The sequence below is a fragment of the Streptomyces sp. NBC_01351 genome (assembly GCF_036237315.1).
In the GTDB taxonomy this organism is placed as follows: Bacteria; Actinomycetota; Actinomycetes; order Streptomycetales; family Streptomycetaceae; genus Streptomyces.
Genome location: NZ_CP108356.1, coordinates 4,192,859 through 4,210,282 on the forward strand (window position 1 = coordinate 4,192,859; position 17,424 = coordinate 4,210,282).

General features: G+C 69.9%; 14 protein-coding genes. 10 read left to right on the plus strand and 4 right to left on the minus strand.

The genetic code is table 11. The features are described from left to right. Window positions 1-77 precede the first annotated feature (77 nt). The 3 genes from OG625_RS19220 (at window position 78) to OG625_RS19230 (ending at window position 3,205) form a co-directional block, all read left to right on the plus strand. A complete protein-coding gene (locus OG625_RS19220) occupies window positions 78-680 on the plus strand; it encodes a PadR family transcriptional regulator (protein ID WP_069921079.1) in 603 nt (200 codons plus the stop codon). Between the two features lie 49 nt (window positions 681-729). Then, window positions 730-1,812, plus strand: a complete 1,083-nt coding sequence (locus OG625_RS19225) for an inositol-3-phosphate synthase (RefSeq protein WP_329382355.1) — start codon at window positions 730-732, stop codon at window positions 1,810-1,812. A 106-nt stretch (window positions 1,813-1,918) separates the two neighbouring features. Further along, window positions 1,919-3,205, plus strand: a complete 1,287-nt coding sequence (locus OG625_RS19230) for an MFS transporter (protein WP_329382357.1) — start codon at window positions 1,919-1,921, stop codon at window positions 3,203-3,205. 64 nt (window positions 3,206-3,269) lie between these two features. Here the strand turns inward: OG625_RS19230 and OG625_RS19235 are convergent, their stop codons facing one another. After that, window positions 3,270-4,712 carry a CCA tRNA nucleotidyltransferase gene (locus tag OG625_RS19235; RefSeq protein WP_329382359.1) on the minus strand — a complete coding sequence of 481 codons (1,443 nt, stop codon included), beginning with the start codon at window positions 4,710-4,712 and terminating at the stop codon, window positions 3,270-3,272. Between the two features lie 186 nt (window positions 4,713-4,898). Between OG625_RS19235 and OG625_RS19240 the strand changes: the two genes are divergently transcribed. The 7 genes from OG625_RS19240 to trxA all read left to right on the plus strand — a co-directional run bounded on the left by OG625_RS19240 (window position 4,899) and on the right by trxA (window position 14,436). Beyond that, window positions 4,899-7,154 (plus strand): DUF6049 family protein, encoded by a 2,256-nt coding sequence (locus tag OG625_RS19240; RefSeq protein ID WP_329382361.1) that lies wholly within the window; start codon window positions 4,899-4,901, stop codon window positions 7,152-7,154. A gap of 46 nt (window positions 7,155-7,200) precedes the next feature. Continuing rightward, window positions 7,201-9,375: a murein biosynthesis integral membrane protein MurJ gene (murJ, locus tag OG625_RS19245; RefSeq protein ID WP_329382363.1), complete on the plus strand. Its 2,175-nt coding sequence runs from the start codon at window positions 7,201-7,203 to the stop codon at window positions 9,373-9,375. A gap of 117 nt (window positions 9,376-9,492) precedes the next feature. Beyond that, complete coding sequence (locus tag OG625_RS19250; protein WP_329382365.1) at window positions 9,493-11,217, plus strand: protein kinase family protein; 1,725 nt, start codon at window positions 9,493-9,495, stop codon at window positions 11,215-11,217. Between the two features lie 92 nt (window positions 11,218-11,309). Further along, window positions 11,310-12,011 (plus strand): RNA polymerase sigma factor SigM, encoded by a 702-nt coding sequence (sigM, locus tag OG625_RS19255; RefSeq protein WP_329382367.1) that lies wholly within the window; start codon window positions 11,310-11,312, stop codon window positions 12,009-12,011. Then, on the plus strand, window positions 12,008-12,958 hold the full coding sequence (locus OG625_RS19260; RefSeq protein WP_329382369.1) for a hypothetical protein: 951 nt from the start codon (window positions 12,008-12,010) through the stop codon (window positions 12,956-12,958). Before sigM ends, OG625_RS19260 begins: the two co-directional genes overlap by 4 nt. A 123-nt stretch (window positions 12,959-13,081) precedes the next feature. Continuing rightward, window positions 13,082-14,041 carry a thioredoxin-disulfide reductase gene (gene trxB, locus OG625_RS19265; RefSeq protein ID WP_329382371.1) on the plus strand — a complete coding sequence of 320 codons (960 nt, stop codon included), beginning with the start codon at window positions 13,082-13,084 and terminating at the stop codon, window positions 14,039-14,041. A 53-nt stretch (window positions 14,042-14,094) separates the two neighbouring features. Next, window positions 14,095-14,436: a thioredoxin gene (gene trxA, locus OG625_RS19270; RefSeq protein WP_030025741.1), complete on the plus strand. Its 342-nt coding sequence runs from the start codon at window positions 14,095-14,097 to the stop codon at window positions 14,434-14,436. Between the two features lie 75 nt (window positions 14,437-14,511). Here trxA and OG625_RS19275 read toward each other — a convergent pair whose 3' ends face one another. The 3 genes from OG625_RS19275 to OG625_RS19285 form a co-directional block, all read right to left on the minus strand. Then, the gene (locus tag OG625_RS19275) at window positions 14,512-15,129 is read right to left on the minus strand and encodes a GNAT family N-acetyltransferase (RefSeq protein ID WP_329382374.1); all 618 of its coding nucleotides are present in this window, start codon (window positions 15,127-15,129) and stop codon (window positions 14,512-14,514) included. An 83-nt stretch (window positions 15,130-15,212) separates the two neighbouring features. Next, window positions 15,213-16,304 (minus strand): ParB/RepB/Spo0J family partition protein, encoded by a 1,092-nt coding sequence (locus OG625_RS19280; RefSeq protein WP_329382376.1) that lies wholly within the window; start codon window positions 16,302-16,304, stop codon window positions 15,213-15,215. Continuing rightward, the gene (locus OG625_RS19285; protein WP_329382378.1) at window positions 16,301-17,389 is read right to left on the minus strand and encodes a ParA family protein; all 1,089 of its coding nucleotides are present in this window, start codon (window positions 17,387-17,389) and stop codon (window positions 16,301-16,303) included. Before OG625_RS19285 ends, OG625_RS19280 begins: the two co-directional genes overlap by 4 nt. Window positions 17,390-17,424 lie beyond the last annotated feature (35 nt).

The window sequence follows — 17,424 nt, forward strand, 5'->3', positions numbered from 1 at the left end:
CCGTTCTATCGTCTGGATGTATCGAGCCGATACATCAGCTCGGTATAAAGACACAGGGTCGGAGGAGAGGCAGGCGGATGAGCAGACGCTCAGGCATCCTCGAATTCGCCGTCCTCGGCCTGCTCCGCGAATCCCCCATGCACGGCTACGAGCTGCGCAAGCGGCTCAACACCTCGCTTGGGGTGTTCAGAGCCTTCAGCTACGGGACGCTCTACCCCTGCCTCAAGACGCTGGTCGCCAACGGCTGGTTGATCGAAGAGCCGGGCAACGCCCCGGAAGACGCCCTCGCCGCTTCACTCGCAGGGCGCCGCGCCAAGATCGTCTACCGGTTGACGGCCGCGGGTAAGGAGCACTTCGAAGAGCTCCTCTCCCACACCGGCCCCGACACCTGGGAGGACGAGTCCTTCGCCGCCCGCTTCGCCTTCTTCGGCCAGACCGAACGAGACGTCCGCATGCGGGTACTGGAGGGCCGCCGCAGCCGGCTGGAGGAGCGTCTGGAGAAGATGCGCGCCTCACTGGCCCGCACCCGAGAGCGCCTCGACGACTACACGCTCGAGCTGCAGCGGCACGGCATGGAGTCCGTGGAGCGCGAAGTGCGCTGGCTGAACGAGCTCATCGAGAGTGAGCGGGCGGGACGGGATCGGAGACGACCCGGTCCGTCCGACGAAACTGAAAAATGAGGCCTGCATCTCGCAGACCTCGTCCGAGAACAAACAGGGAGCAACCGGAATGGGTTCGGTTCGCGTAGCCATCGTCGGCGTAGGCAACTGCGCCGCCTCGCTGGTGCAGGGCGTCGAGTACTACAAGGACGCCGACCCGGCGGCCAAGGTCCCCGGTCTGATGCACGTCCAGTTCGGCGACTACCACGTGCGTGACATCGAGTTCGTCGCCGCGTTCGACGTCGACGCGAAGAAGGTCGGCCTCGACCTTTCGGACGCCATCGGCGCCAGCGAGAACAACACCATCAAGATCTGTGACGTCCCGAACGCGGGCGTGACCGTGCAGCGCGGCCACACCCACGACGGTCTGGGCAAGTACTACCGCATGACCATCGAGGAGTCCGCCGAGGCTCCGGTCGACGTGGTCCAGATCCTCAAGGACCGTCAGGTCGACGTCCTGATCTGCTACCTGCCCGTCGGTTCCGAGGTCGCGGCGAAGTTCTACGCCCAGTGCGCCATCGACGCCAAGGTCGCCTTCGTCAACGCCCTCCCGGTCTTCATCGCCGGCACCAAGGAGTGGGCCGACAAGTTCACCGAGGCCGGTGTCCCGATCGTCGGCGACGACATCAAGTCGCAGGTCGGCGCCACCATCACGCACCGCGTGATGGCGAAGCTGTTCGAGGACCGTGGTGTCCGTCTTGAGCGCACCATGCAGCTCAACGTCGGCGGCAACATGGACTTCAAGAACATGCTGGAGCGTGACCGCCTGGAGTCGAAGAAGATCTCCAAGACGCAGGCCGTCACCTCGCAGATCCCCGACCGTGAGCTCGGCGAGAAGAACGTCCACATCGGCCCGTCCGACTACGTCGCCTGGCTCGACGACCGCAAGTGGGCGTACGTGCGCCTCGAAGGCCGTGCCTTCGGCGACGTCCCGCTGAACCTCGAGTACAAGCTCGAGGTGTGGGACTCCCCGAACTCCGCCGGTGTCATCATCGACGCCCTGCGCGCCGCGAAGATCGCCAAGGACCGCGGTATCGGCGGCCCGATCCTGTCGGCGTCGAGCTACTTCATGAAGTCCCCGCCGGTGCAGTACTTCGACGACGAGGCCTACGCCAACGTCGAGAAGTTCATCAAGGGCGAGGTCGAGCGCTAGTCGAACCCCACGGTGTCCTTCCGGACACCCGGACGTCGACAGTTCTTCGCGGAGGGTCCCCGGGCAATGTGCCCGGGGACCCTCCGCGTATGTGACCCTTGCCCTCATGCCTGTCGTACGTGATCTGCGCGTACTCCTGCGCCTGAGGGACTTCCGCAACCTGCTCGCCGTACGGCTGCTCTCGCAGGCCGCGGACGGCGTCTACCAGGTCGCGCTCGCCACGTACGTGGTGTTCTCCCCGGAGAAGCAGACCTCACCGGGGGCCATCGCCTCGGCCATGGCGGTCCTGCTGCTGCCGTACTCGGTGATCGGCCCCTTCGCCGGGGTCCTGCTCGACCGCTGGCGGCGCCGCCAGGTCTTCCTCTACGGCAACCTGCTGCGGGCCTTCCTCGCCTGCATCACCGGGATGCTGATCGTGGTGCACGTCCCCGACTGGATCTTCTACGCCTCGGCGCTGTCCGTGACCGCGGTCAACCGCTTCGTCCTCGCCGGCCTGGCGGCCTCCCTGCCCCACGTCGTCGGCCCCGACCAGCTCGTCACCGCGAACGCGCTCTCCCCGACCGCGGGAACCCTCGCCGCGACCGCCGGCGGGGGACTGGCGTTCCTCGTCCGGATCCTGGCGGCCGACTCCAACGCGATCGTCGTCCTGGTCGCCGCCGCGTTCTACCTGTGCTCGGCGCTGGTCTCCCTGCGCCTGGCCATCGGCCTCCTGGGGCCCGACCATCCACCGGGCGCGACCCACCCGTCCATCACCGAGGGGGTCGTCCTCACCGTCAAGGGCATGACCGAAGGGCTACGGCACCTCGCCTCGCGCAAGGAAGCCGCACAGGCGCTCTCCGCGATGACCATGATGCGGTTCTGCTACGGGGCGCTGACCGTCACGCTGCTGATGCTCTGCCGCTACTCCTGGTCGGACAACGAGGCCGACGGACTGGCCCTGCTGGGCATGGCGGTCGGCGCCTCCGCGGCCGGATTCTTCGCGGCCGCCGTCGTGACCCCCTGGCTGGTGGGCCGGCTGGGCACCCTCGGCTGGATCACCGCCTGCTCCGCGACCGCCGCGGTCCTGGTCCCGGCCCTCGGCCTGTTCTTCACCTTCGGGCCGATGCTGGTCGCCGCGTTCGTCCTCGGGCTCGCCACCCAGGGAGCCAAGATCGCCACCGACACGGTCATCCAGTCCCGGATCGACGACGACTACCGAGGTCGTGTCTTCTCCGTCTACGACGTGCTGTTCAACGTCGCCTTCGTCGGCGCGGCGGCGGTGTCCTCGCTCATGCTCCCCGCCGACGGACGGTCCGTGGTCCTGATCCTCGGCGTGGCCGCCCTCTACGCGGCGACCGCAGTGCTGCTGAGCCGCCGGACACGACGTTTCACAGGGGGCACCTCCCAGCGGTAGCCGGGGGCGAAACATTCGGCGGATCGCCCCGATGTTTCACGTGAAACATCGGGGCCGCCGTGGATCAGGCCTGTGCGGCCCACCACTCCTTGAGGGCGGTGACCGCCGCCTCGTGCTCCATCGGGCCGTTCTCCAGCCGCAGCTCCAGCAGGAACGCGTACGCCTTGCCGATCACCGGACCGGGGCCGACGTCCAGCACCCGCATGATCTCGTTGCCGTCCAGATCGGGCCTGATCGCGTCCAGCTCCTCCTGCCCCTTCAGCTGGACGATCCGCTCCTCCAGCCCGTCGTAGGTACGGGAGAGCGCGTTGGCCTTGCGCTTGTTGCGCGTGGTGCAGTCGGACCGGGTCAGCTTGTGCAGGCGCTCCAGCAGCGGCCCTGCGTCCCGCACGTAGCGCCGCACCGCGGAGTCGGTCCACTCGCCGTCGCCGTAGCCGTGGAACCGCAGGTGCAGCTCCACCAGCCGGGACACGTCCTTGACCATGTCGTTGGAGTACTTCAGAGCGGTCATCCGCTTCTTGGTCATCTTCGCGCCCACCACCTCGTGGTGGTGGAAGGAGACCCGGCCGTCGCTCTCGAAGCGGCGGGTACGGGGCTTGCCGATGTCGTGCAGCAGCGCCGCGAGGCGCAGCACCAGGTCCGGGCCGTCCTCCTCCAGCGCGATCGCCTGCTCCAGCACGATCAGCGAGTGGTCGTAGACGTCCTTGTGCCGGTGGTGCTCGTCACTCTCCAGCCGCAGCGCGGGCAGCTCGGGCAGCACCCGGTCGGCCAGCCCCGTGTCCACGAGCAGACCCAGGCCCTTGCGGGGGTTGGCGGACAGGATCAGCTTGTTCAGCTCTGCCTGCACCCGCTCCGCCGACACGATCTCGATCCGGTCGGCCATCGCCGTCATCGCCGCCACGACCTCCGGGGCGACCTCGAAGTCCAGCTGCGCGGCGAACCGCGCCGCCCGCAGCATCCGCAGCGGGTCGTCGGAGAACGAGTCCTCGGGGGTGCCCGGAGTACGCAGGACGCCGGCGGCCAGGTCCTCCAGGCCGCCGTGCGGGTCGATGAACTCCTGCTCCGGCAGGGCCAGCGCCATGGCGTTGACCGTGAAGTCACGCCGGACCAGGTCCTCCCCGATCGAGTCACCGTAGGAGACCTCGGGCTTGCGCGAGGTACGGTCGTACGCCTCCGAGCGGTACGTCGTCACCTCGATCTGGAAGCCGTCCCGCTGCGCACCGACGGTGCCGAAGGCAATACCCACGTCCCACACCGAGTCGGCCCACCCCCGAACGATCTTCAGAACGGCCTCGGGACGGGCATCGGTGGTGAAGTCGAGGTCATTGCCGAGACGCCCCAGCAGCGCGTCGCGGACGGACCCGCCGACCAGGGCGAGACGGAAGCCCGCCTCCTGGAATCGGCGGCCGAGCTCGTCGGCGACAGGGGCGACCCGCAGCAGTTCACTGACCGCGCGGCGCTGCACCTGACTCAGGGCACTGAGGTTGTCTTCATTGGCGTTCGGCACAACAGAAAAGGGTACGTGCCCGGCCCGCCGGGGGCTCCCGCGTTTCACGGCGACCCCGGTACACCGGTGCCCCGGGGCTGAGCCGATCATGTGGAGCAAGGCGCGGCACTCGCACACAGCGGGCCTCGTTACCATGCTCGGACGCACAGACGACGACCACTGACACTTCGAGGGACGGGCTAGCGCGTGGCCGAGGCGGCAGACATCCAGGGGGCGTCACCCGCTCCTGCCCGGCGCCGCTGGCTGCGGCGCACGATGATCCTGCTCGCCGGGACCCCCGTGCTCGCCGCCCTGGTCTACTCTCCCGCCCCGAAGGCCGCCGCAGCCCAGGGCCCCGCGGTCGACGTCCAGCTCATGTCCATGGCCCCCACCGCCCCGGTCAAGGGCGACACCCTCACCATCGAGGGCGTCGTGGTCAACAACGGCTCCGAGACGATCACCGACGCACACGTGGGCCTGCGGGTCGGGCCGACCCTCGCGGACCGCTCCTCCATCGACGATGCCGCGGAGCGCACCGGTTTCCGGCCGGGCAACGACCCGGGCGAGATCGACCCGGCCTACGCCGTGAAGATCGACGCACTGCCCTCGAAGGTCGGCCGGCCGTTCACCCTCAGCGTCCCGGTCAACAAGCTGGAGCTGGACGGCGACGGCGTCTACCAGCTCGGCGTCTCCCTGTCCGGCGTGACCGACAGCCGCCCGTCCGAGCAGGTCCTCGGCATCAAGCGGACCTTCCTTCCCTGGCAGCCGGAAACCGCGGCCAAGCGCGCCCAGCTCTCCTACGTGTGGCCGCTGATCTCCACGACCCAGCTGACCGCCGAGACCGGCTCGGACGACGTCCAGACCCCCGTCTTCCTCGACGACTCCCTCGCCGAGGACCTCAAGCCGGCCGGACGCCTGGGCCAGATGGTCTCGCTCGGCAAGGAACTCCCGGTCACCTGGGTCATCGACCCGGACCTTCTGGCCACGGTCGACGCGATGACCAAGGGCTACCGGCTCCGCGTCCCGGGCGGCAAGCCCGTCCAGGGCAAGAACAAGGCCGTCGCCGAGCAGTGGCTGAGCTCCCTGGAAGCCGCGGTCCAGGGCAAGAAGGTCATCGCCCTGCCCTTCGCCGACCCGGACCTCGCCTCCCTCGCCCACCGCGGCAAGGACGTCTCGGGCAGCCTGGGCCAGCTGCAGCCCGCCACCGACAAGGCGAAGCGGGCCGTCGAGACGGTCCTGCACGTCCCCGCGTCCACCGACTTCTCCTGGCCCGTGGACGGCGCCATCGACCCCTCGATCGTCAACGTCGCCACCTCGGCCGGCGCCCACAACGTCCTCGCCCGCAGCGACAGCCTCCAGGAGAGCGGAGCCCTCGGCTACACGCCCTCCGCCGCCCGGCCCATCGGAGCGGGCACCACCGCCGTCGTCGCGGACGCCGAACTCTCCACCGCCTTCGAGGGCGACATGCTGAGCGCCGCGAACTCGACGCTCGCCGTACAGCGCTTCCTCGCCGACAGCCTCGCCCTCAACCTGCAGAAGACGGGCGAGCAGCGCAGCTTCGTCGTCGCCCCGCAGCGCGTGCCCAGCGTCAGCCAGGTGCAGACCATGGCCGCCGCCCTGCGCGGCCTCCAGTCCGGCCGCTGGACCCAGCCCTCCGACCTCGAAGCCGCCGCGGCGGCCAAGCCCGACCCCGGGGCCGCCACCCAGGTGCCCGGCGCCGGACAGTACCCCGAGGCACTGAGCAAGCAGGAACTGCCGGTAGCGGCCTTCGAGAAGATCCGAACCACCCAGAACACCCTCGACCACTTCAAGGTCATCCTCGCCGCGCCCGACCGCGTCGAGATCCCCTTCGGCAACACCATCAACCGGGAGATGTCCACCTCCTGGCGCGGCCGCCCCGAGGAGGCCCGCCTCTACCGGGACCAGGTGCAGGAGTACCTGATCGGCCTCACCCAGAAGGTCAAGGTCGTCCCCAAGTCCGACGCCACCCTGTCCGGACACAGCGCCACCATCCCGGTCAGCGTCCAGAACAGCCTCGTCCAGGACGTCCACGACCTCGTCCTGCGGGTCAAGTCCGCCAACCCGACCCGCCTCATGTTCGGCGACAGCGAACAGCAGGTCTCCGTCCAGGGCGACCACACCCAGACGGTGAAGTTCACCGCCAACGCCACCGCGAGCGGCCCCGTCGAGGTCACGGCGCAGCTGTTCACCAAGGACGGCGTCCCCTACGGCGAACCGCGCAAGTTCACCGTCGAGGCCACCGAGATCACCCCCACCGTCATGCTCGTCATCGCCGGCGGTGTGCTCCTCCTCGTCCTGGCGGGCATCAAGATGTACGCCAGTCGCAAGCGCGTGGCGGCCCGCGCGGCCGCCGAGGAGAGCACGCAGCAGAGTGACGAGTCCCCGGACACCGGACCGCAAAGCACCGACGGGTCCGGCACGGGTGAGACAGTGGACCGTTGAGCGACGCCGTGGCCGGTCGGCCTGGGGACGATGAGGTGGGGTTTCGATGAACGCGCCGTACGACGGAGACCGCGTGCAGGGCACTGGTGGGCCCGCGCCCTCCCAGGGCACTGCCCCGGGCACCCCGGTGCCCGGGCAGGTTCCCGCGCCCGCGCCGGCGCCGGACCGCGACCCGTATGTCCAGGACGCCTACGACCACGACCCCTACCGGTCGCAGGACCTGTCCGCCCAGGACCCCGTCGCCGAGGTCCTCTACGACCGCGCCGCGCACCCCCCGCCGCCGCCGGGCACCTACCAGGAGCCCGGCCCGCTCTACGCGGCACCGACCGCGCCCTCGTACTCGCCCGACCCGCGCGTATGGGCCCAGACCCCGCCGCCCGAGCCGGACGGCCCCTCCCGCCACCTGCCGTACGGCGACCACGCCACCACCACCCAGTTCGTCGGCGTGGACTCCCTCGTCACCAAGGCCGCGGACGAACAGCCCGAGCCCGACGCCTTCGCGCACCTGTACCGCGACCAGGAAGCGGCGCCCCGCACCCCCGCGGAGGACGCCCCCGTCGCCGCCCCGGCACCGAGCAAGCCCGCCGGACGCGCGTCCAGCCTCCTCAAGTCCAGCGCGCTCATGGCCGCCGGCACGATCGTCTCCCGCATCACCGGCTTCCTGCGCACCCTGGTCATCGCCGGTGCCATCGGCGTCGGCACCTTCAACGACACGTACCAGATCGCCAACACCCTGCCCACGATGATCTACGTGCTCGTCGGCGGCGGCGCCCTCAACGCGGTCTTCATCCCGCAGCTGGTCCGGGCCATGAAGAACGACAGCGACGGGGGAGAGGCGTACGCCAACCGGCTCCTGACCCTCGTCGTGGTCCTGCTGGCCGCCATCACCACCATCTGCGTCCTGGCCGCACCGGTGTTCATCACGATGATGTCGCCGAAGATCGCCTCCGACCCCCAGCAGATGGACGTCGCGGTCGCCTTCGCCCGCTACTGCCTGCCCACCATGTTCTTCATGGGCGTCCACGTGGTCCTCGGTCAGATCCTCAACGCCCGCGGCCGCTTCGGCGCGATGATGTGGACCCCCGTCCTCAACAACATCGTCGTCATCGCCACCTTCGGCGCCTTCATCTGGGCCTTCGGCGGCTTCACCACCTCCGGCGTCAGCGCCGCCACCGTCACCTCCGACGGCATCCGCCTGCTGGGCCTGGGCACCCTGCTGGGCCTCACCGTGCAGGCCCTCTCGATGCTCCCCTACCTGCGCGAGGCCGGATTCTCCCCGCGCCTGCGCTTCGACTGGAAGGGCCACGGCCTCGGCAAGGCCGCCCGCCTGGCCAAGTGGACGTTCTTCTTCGTCCTCGCCAACCAGATCGGCCTCGTCGTCGTCACCCAGCTCGCCACCTGGGCCGGATCCGTCGCCGAGAAGCAGGGCCACTCCGGCACCGGCATCACCGCCTACAACTACGCCCTGCTGCTGTGGCAGATGCCGCAGGCGATCATCACCGTCTCCGTCATGACCGCCGTCCTGCCCCGCATCTCCCGCTCCGCCCACGACGGGGACGCCGCCGCGGTCCGCGACGACATCTCCTACGGACTGCGCACCTCCGCGGTGGCGATCGTCCCCTGCGCCTTCGCCTTCCTCGCCCTCGGCGTCCCCATGGCCACCCTGCTCTACGCCGGCTCCGGCTCGGGCGCCCAGAACATCGGCTACGTCCTGATGGCCTTCGGCCTCGGACTGATCCCCTACTCCGTCCAGTACGTCGTCCTGCGCGGCTTCTACGCCTACGAGGACACCCGGACGCCCTTCTACAACACCGTCATCGTGGCCGCCGTCAACGCGGCGGGCTCCGTGCTCGCCTTCTTCGTGCTCCCCGCCCGCTGGGCCGTCGTCGGCATGGCCGCCGCCTACGGCCTCGGCTACGCGGTCGGCGTCGGCGTCGCCTGGCGCCGCCTGAAGACCCGCCTCGGCGGCGACCTCGACGGCGCCCACGTCGCCCGCACCTACGCCCGCCTCACCGGCGCCTGCGTCCCCGCCGCCGCGGTGGCCGGAGCCGTCGCCTACGGGGTCACCCAGGCACTCGGCAGCGGAGCCGGCGGCTCCACCGCAGCCCTCACGGCCGGCGGAATCGCCCTGGCCGCCGTCTTCCTCCTCGCCGCCAAGCGGATGCGGATCGAAGAACTCAACGCGATGGTCGGAATGGTCCGCGGGCGTTTGGGGCGCTGATGCGCACAACCGTCGCCCCCCTTCGTGTGTCGTGCATAGCGTCGGACTGTGGGCACAATTGGCATGGCTTCGCAGACTGGCCGACAGCGCGCAACGGATGGGGAGGCGGGAACGACGGTGGCGGAACGTAGCACGGCTGCCGTCGACGTGGCCGACAACAGCGGCGACGAGCCGCTCGCCGCTCAGGCGGCACAGGCCACGGCCGACGGGGTGGACACCCAGAACGCACGAGCCGCGGACGGACCCATGCCCGAAAAGGACGGCGAACGCACCAACGCGGCCCCCGCGGCCGCACCCGAACTCCACAGCGGCCACAAGCTCGCCAGACGCTACCGGCTCGAAGAGTGCGTCACCCGTGTGGACGGATTCAGCAGCTGGCGTGCGATGGACGAGAAGCTGCGCCGGGCCGTGGGGGTCCACCTGCTTCCCGCCGACCACTCCCGGGCCCGATCCGTCCTCGCCGCCGCCCGCTCCTCCGCCCTGCTCGGCGACCCCCGGTTCGTCCAGGTCCTCGACGCCGTGGAGGAGAACGACCTCGTCTACGTCGTCCACGAGTGGCTCCCCGACGCCACCGAACTCACCGGGATCCTCGCCGCCGGCCCCCTGGAACCCCACGAGGCCTACCAGCTCGTCCACCAGGTCTCCCAGGCCATGACCGCCGCGCACCGCGAGGGTCTCGCCCACCTGCGCCTGACGCCCAGCGCGATACTGCGCACCTCCACCGGCCAGTACCGCATCCGCGGCCTCGCCGTGAACGCCGCCCTGCGCGGCATCACCAGCGACACCCCGCAGCGCGCCGACACCGAGGCCATCGGCGCCCTCCTCTACGCCGCCCTCACCCAGCGCTGGCCCTACGAGAGCGATGCCTACGGCCTCACCGGCCTGCCCAAGGGCGTCGGCCTGATCGCCCCCGACCAGGTCCGCGCGGGAGTCCACCGGGGCCTGGGCGAACTCGCCATGCGCGCCCTCGCCAACGACGGGGCCACCGCCTCCCGTCAGGAACCCGCCTGCACCACCCCCGAGGAGCTGGCCAAGGCCGTCGCCGCGATGCCGCGCATCCGGCCCCCGGAGCCGGCGTTCACCGCCCCGCCCGAATACCAGCACACCACCTACCAGCAGGGCAGCTACGGCCGCCCCGGGCCCGGCGTGACCTCCGTCCAGAACCTGGCCGTCGCACCTCCGCCGCCCCCGCTGCAGAGCCGTACCGGCCGCGCCCTGAAGTGGGGGGTCGCCGCACTGCTGATCGCCGCACTGGGACTGGGCAGTTGGCAGCTCGCCGACACCCTCCTGGACCATCTCAACCAGGGCAACGACGACCCCGGCCACACCTCGCCCGGCGTCGACGACACCCCGAAGAAGCCCGAGCCGGGCAAGCCGCTGCACATCAAGGAAGCTTCCGAGTTCACCCCGCACGGGCAGGCGTCGAAGCCGAATGACGTCCCCAAGACCGTGGACGGCGTTCCCTCCACGGCCTGGATCACCCCGCAGTACAAGACCTACCCCAAGTTCGGGAACCTGGACGAGCGCGCGGACGGCAGCGGCATCATCGTCGACCTCGGCAAGGTCCAGGACGTGTCGGGGATCGACGTAGACCTCAACGTGCCCGGACAGATCGTCGAAGTCCGGGCCGCGGCCGCCGAGGCGTCCTCTCCCGACACCCTGGCCGACTTCCCCCAGTCGCTCACCGAGCTGGAGCGCTCCGGGAAGAAGCTGCAGAGCACGCTCGAAACCCCGGTCCGCACCCGCTTCGTACTGATCCACATCACCGAGCTGCCCGCCGACGGCGCGGCCACCTACCGGGGCGGGATCAACGAGATCAAGGTGCTCGGCCCGGGCTCCTGAGCACCGATCCCTCCACCACGTCCGGTCCCGAACCCCTCGCGCTCGGCCGACACCGGGCCCTAATCTCCATCCAGGGAGGAAGCAGGGGCGTGATGCGAGAACGAAGCACCGAAGGCAGCAGCGACCAGGAACTCCTGGCGCTGCACGCAGCGGGCGATCCCGACGCCTTCGGTGAGCTCGTCCGCAGACACCGGGACCGGCTGTGGGCCGTCGCGCTGCGCACACTCGGCGACCGCGAGGAAGCCGCCGACGCCGTCCAGGACGCCCTGGTCTCCGCCTACCGGGCCGCCCACACCTTCCGCGGGGAATCCGCCGTCACCACCTGGCTCCACCGCATCACCGTCAACGCCTGCCTCGACCGCGCCCGCAAGGCCGCCTCCCGCAAGACCTCTCCCCTCGACGACACGGACCGCCTGGAGCGCCTCCTGGAGCCCCACGAGTCCGCCGAGGCCCCCGCGGAGCGCCAGGACCTCCACCGGCAGCTCCTGGCCGCCCTCAGGACCCTCCCGGCCGAACAACGGGCCGCACTCGTCCTCGTCGACATGCAGGGATACTCCGTCGCCGAAGCCGCCGGCATCCTCGACGTGCCCACCGGCACCGTGAAAAGCCGGTGCGCACGCGGCCGCGCGAAACTCGTCCCGATGCTCACTCATCTGCGCACGAATGCCGGGGATAACACCACCGCCGAGCGGGGAAGGAACCGGACGCCGGGGACTCCCGTCCCACCAGCGACAGAACCCCGGCATCCCAACCCAGACGCAGACCCAGTGAAGGGCGGAGGTGGACGACCGTGAGCCCCACAACCGGCACGACCGGCACGATCCGGCACCCGGACGTCTCGGAGATCTCCGACCTCACCGAAGGACTCCTCTCCCCGTCCCGCACCGCCGAAATCCGCAGCCACCTCGATGACTGCGCGCTGTGCGCAGACGTCCGCGCCTCGCTCGACGAGATCCGCAGCCTCCTCGGCACCCTGCCCGGACCGGCCCGGATGCCCGTCGACATCGCAGGCCGCATCGATGCCGCCCTCGCCGCCGAGGCGCTCCTCGACGCCACCACGCCCCACGAGGGAACCAAGCGCCCCCGCGAAAACGGCGGGCACACCGCACCGGAGGTCCGGCCGCGCGCCACCGACTCCGATGTTTCACGTGAAACATCCGGCGCCCGCCGGCCCTCGGGTCACCCGGCCGGCCCAAGCGGCTCCGGGCGGCGTCGCGCCCGCCGCCGTATCGCCGTACTCACCGGACTGGTCTCCGCCGCAGCCTGCGCCCTCGGGATCTTCCTCTTCAGCGACCTCTCCGGCACTCCGACCCAGGACACCTCCGCCCGTACCGGGACCTCCAGTTCCGACACCGGAGCCTCCACCGGCACGTACACGGCACAGGGCCTCCAGGACAGCGTCCACCGCCTCCTGCCCCCGGACCAAGGCTCCAAGACCGTCCCGGGGGACCAGAACAGCCCCTACGGGGTCGAGAACAGCCCGCCCTCCGCCGGGGTCGCCCCCGGCGACCGGCAGGCGCCACCCCCCGTCCCCGCCTGCGTCCAACAGGCCACCGGACGCCCCGACTCCCCGCTCGCCGCCGAACGCGGCAGCTACCGGGGCATCCCGGTCTACCTCCTCGTCCTGCCGCACCCAGGCGACCCCGCGAACGTCGACGCCTACCTCGTCGACACCGCCTGCGAGACCACCGGCGCGGCCACCGGAAAGCTCCTGCTGACCAACACCTACCCCCGAACCTGACCCGTTCAGGTCCACGGGGGACAGGTGGGGAATGCATGCGCCGTAGGATCCGTTGGGTGGGGTGAGAGTCCACACCGGCCCCCGGTAGGCAGCACGCAGTCCGCAGAGACGAGGAAGAAACCCGTGAGCGACGTACGAAACGTGATCATCATCGGCTCTGGGCCGGCCGGTTACACCGCCGCCCTGTACACCGCACGCGCTTCGCTCAAGCCGCTGGTCTTCGAAGGCGCCGTCACCGCCGGTGGCGCGCTGATGAACACCACCGAAGTGGAGAACTTCCCCGGCTTCCAGGACGGGATCATGGGCCCGGACCTCATGGACAACATGCGCGGCCAGGCCGAGCGCTTCGGCGCCGAGCTGGTCCCGGACGACGTCGTCGCCGTGGACCTCACCGGTGAGATCAAGACCGTGACCGACACCGCCGGCACCGTGCACCGCGCCAAGGCCGTCATCGTCACCACGGGCTCCCAGCACCGCAAGCTCGGCCTGCCGAACGAGGACGCCCTCTCCGGCCGCGGCGTCTCCTGGTGCGCCACCTGCGACGGGTTCTTCTTCAAGGACCACGACATCGCCGTCGTCGGCGGCGGCGACACCGCCATCGAGGAAGCGACCTTCCTCTCCCGGTTCGCCAAGACCGTCACGATCGTCCACCGCCGCGACAGCCTGCGCGCCTCGAAGGCCATGCAGGACCGCGCCTTCGCCGACCCGAAGATCAAGTTCGCCTGGGACAGCGAGGTCGCCGAGATCCACGGCGAGCAGAAGCTCTCCGGCCTCACCCTGCGCAACACCAAGACCGGTGAGACCAGCGAGCTGCCCGTGACCGGCCTCTTCATCGCCGTCGGCCACGACCCGCGCACCGAGCTGTTCAAGGACCAGCTGGAGCTCGACGAAGAGGGCTACCTCAAGGTCGACGCCCCCTCCACCCGGACCAACGTCACGGGCGTCTTCGGCGCCGGCGACGTCGTGGACCACACGTACCGTCAGGCCATCACCGCCGCGGGCACCGGCTGCTCCGCCGCCCTCGACGCCGAGCGCTTCCTCGCCGCCCTCGCGGACGCCGAGAAGGCTCACGCGACCGTCTGACCCCCTCACCACCAGCCCCACCCCACACCCCGCAGGAAGAGAAGGAGGCCGTTGTGGCCGGCACTCTCAAGAACGTGACCGACGCTGACTTCGACGCCGAGGTCCTCAGGAGCGACAAGCCCGTACTGGTGGACTTCTGGGCCGCCTGGTGCGGCCCGTGCCGCCAGATCGCGCCGTCCCTGGAGGCGATCGCCGCCGAGTACGGCGACCAGATCGAGATCGTCAAGCTCAACATCGACGAGAACCCGGCCACCGCAGCCAAGTACGGCGTCATGTCCATCCCGACGCTGAACGTCTACCAGGGCGGCGAGGTCGCCAAGACCATCGTCGGCGCGAAGCCGAAGGCCGCCATCCTGCGCGACCTCTCCGACTTCGTCGAGGTCAAGACCGCCTGAGAGCGTTTCACGTGAAACGGGGCCGCCCCTGAAAAGGGGCGGCCCCGTTCCGCGTTTCAGAACGACCCGCGCGACTCACAGCGGACGCAACACCGGCTCCTTGCGCGCCGCACCCAGCAACCGGTCCAGCGCCAGCTCCACGTCTTCCTTCCACGAAAGCGTCGAGCGCAGCTCCAGACGCAACCGCGGATGCGCGGGATGCGGGCGCACCGTCTTGAATCCCACGGACAGCAGATGATCAGCCGGCAACAGACAGGCGGGCCGCTCCCATCGAGCATCGCCGAACGCCTCGATCGCCTTGAACCCCCGCCGCAGCAGATCCTTCGCGACCGTCTGGACCATCACCCGCCCCAGACCCTGCCCCTGGTACCCCGGCATGATCCACGCCGTGATCAGCTGCACCGCGTCCGGCGAAACCGGACTGGTCGGAAAGGACGCCGCACGCGGCACGTACGCGGGCGGCGCGTACAACACGAACCCCACCGGCACGTCATCGACATAGACCACCCGGCCGCAAGAACCCCAGTCCAGGAGGACGGCCGAGATCCACGCCTCCTTCTCCAACTCCGGAGTGCCCGCTTTCACGGCAGCCCCACCGCTCACAGGATCAAGCTCCCAGAACACGCAGCTCCTGCAACGCCTGGGAAGATCCTGGAGGTTGTCCAGCGTGAGCGGTACCAGCCGACGACCCATGACCGCATCGTAACGACTGCCCCCTGCTTCTTCGAGCGCAGACATTCCTCGAAGGAGCAGGGGGCAGCGGACAACCAGAGCGACTACTCCCCGGAAAGACCCTGCTCCAGCACCCGGCCCTCGCCCGGCGCCATCGTCCCCAGAATCCGCTCCAGATCCTCCATCGACGCGAACTCGACGGTGATCTTGCCCTTCTTCTGACCCAGGTCCACCTTCACCCGCGTCTCGAACCGGTCCGACAGACGGGTCGCCAGCTCACTCAGAGCCGGAGCCACCCGAGCACCCGCACGCGGACCCTTCGCCTTCACCTTGCTCGAAGGCTCCGAGGCCATCAGCGTCACGATCTCCTCGACCGCACGCACCGACAGCCCCTCGGCCACGATCCGGTGCGCGAGCCGGTCCTGCTCCTCGGAATCCTCCACCGACAGCAGCGCCCGCGCGTGCCCCGCCGACAGCACACCCGCCGCCACCCGCCGCTGCACCGACGGCGACAGCTTGAGCAGGCGCAGCGTGTTCGACACCTGGGGACGCGAACGCCCGATCCGGTCCGCCAGCTGGTCGTGCGTGCAATTGAAGTCCTGCAGCAGCTGGTCGTACGCGGCCGCCTCCTCCAGCGGGTTCAGCTGAGCCCGGTGCAGGTTCTCCAGCAGGGCATCCAGCAGCAGCTTCTCGTCGTCCGTCGCCCGGATGATCGCCGGGATGCTCTCCAGCCCGGCCTCCCGGCACGCCCGCCAGCGCCGCTCACCCATGATCAGCTCGTAGCGCCCCGGCGTCGACTGCCGCACCACCACCGGCTGAAGCAGACCCACCTCCTGAATGGAGGTCACCAGCTCGGCCAGCGCGTCCTCGTCGAACACCTCGCGCGGCTGCCGCGGGTTCGGCGTGATCGAGTCCATCGGGAGCTCCGCGAACGTCGCTCCCGCCACCACGTTCGCCTCGGGCTCAGCCACCGGCTCACTCACCGGCTCGGCAACGGCCACCGATGTTTCACGTGAAACATCGGCCTGCGCCAGCGAAGCCAGCTTCGCCGCCGCGACCCCCCGCTCCGACGTCAACACCGGCACCGCCGACGGAGAAGTCGACCCGGCACCGATCACCGGCGGCGTCTTCTCCTGCGGAGCCGCGGGGATCAGCGCACCGAGCCCCCGCCCCAGGCCTCTACGTCGCTCGCTCACTGGATCCCCTCCGCCACACTCTGCGTGCTGTTCAGGCCCGCGCCCAGATGGGCTTGCTGGGCGTCGTACTGCATTCCGACCCCGCGATACGCGATCTCCCGCGCCGCCTCCAGATAGGAGAGGGAACCACTGGAACCCGGGTCATAGGTGAGCACCGTCTGCCCATAGCTCGGCGCCTCCGAAATGCGCACCGACCGCGGGATGCTCGTCCGCAGCACCTCCTTGCCGAAGTGCGTGCGAACCTCCTCCGCCACCTGCGAGGCCAACCGGGTCCTGCCGTCGTACATCGTCAGCAGGATCGTCGACACGTGCAGCGTCGGATTCAGATGGGCCCGGACCAGATCCACATTGCGCAGCAGCTGACCCAGACCCTCCAGCGCGTAGTACTCACACTGGATCGGGATCAGCACCTCGGCGCCGGCCACCAACGCGTTCACCGTCAGCAGCCCCAGCGAAGGCGGGCAGTCGATCAGGATGTAGTCCAGCGGCTGCTCATAAGCCTGGATCGCCCGCTGCAGCCGGCTCTCGCGCGCCACCAGCGACACCAGCTCGATCTCCGCACCCGCCAGGTCGATCGTGGCCGGAGCACAGAAGAGCCCCTCCACGTCCACCACCGGCTGCACGACCTCCAGCAGGGGCCGGCTGTCCACCAGCACGTCATAGATCGACGGCACGTCCGCGTGATGGTCGATGCCCAGCGCCGTGGAGGCATTGCCCTGCGGGTCGAGGTCGACCACCAGGACCCGCGCCCCGTGCAGGGCCAGCGAGGCCGCAAGGTTCACGGTCGTCGTGGTCTTGCCCACGCCGCCCTTCTGGTTGGCCACCACGATGACCCGGGTCTGCTCCGGCCGGGGAAGCCCCTCACCGGCACGCCCCAGCGCCTCGACCGCCAGCTGGGCTGCTCGGCCGATCGGGGTGTCGTTGTCTACAAGGGGCGGGGGCGATGTTTCACGTGAAACATCCTCGCCCAGCGATTCAGAGCGGGGACCGGGGACCGGATCGGCCATCGGCCCCGCGAGGTTGGCGTCGGACCGCACGGTGTCACTCTCCTCGACATCAGGCTCGCGATGAACAGAGCCTGCCATGTCACCCGGGTCGCGAACCAGCGGGGCCCTTACTC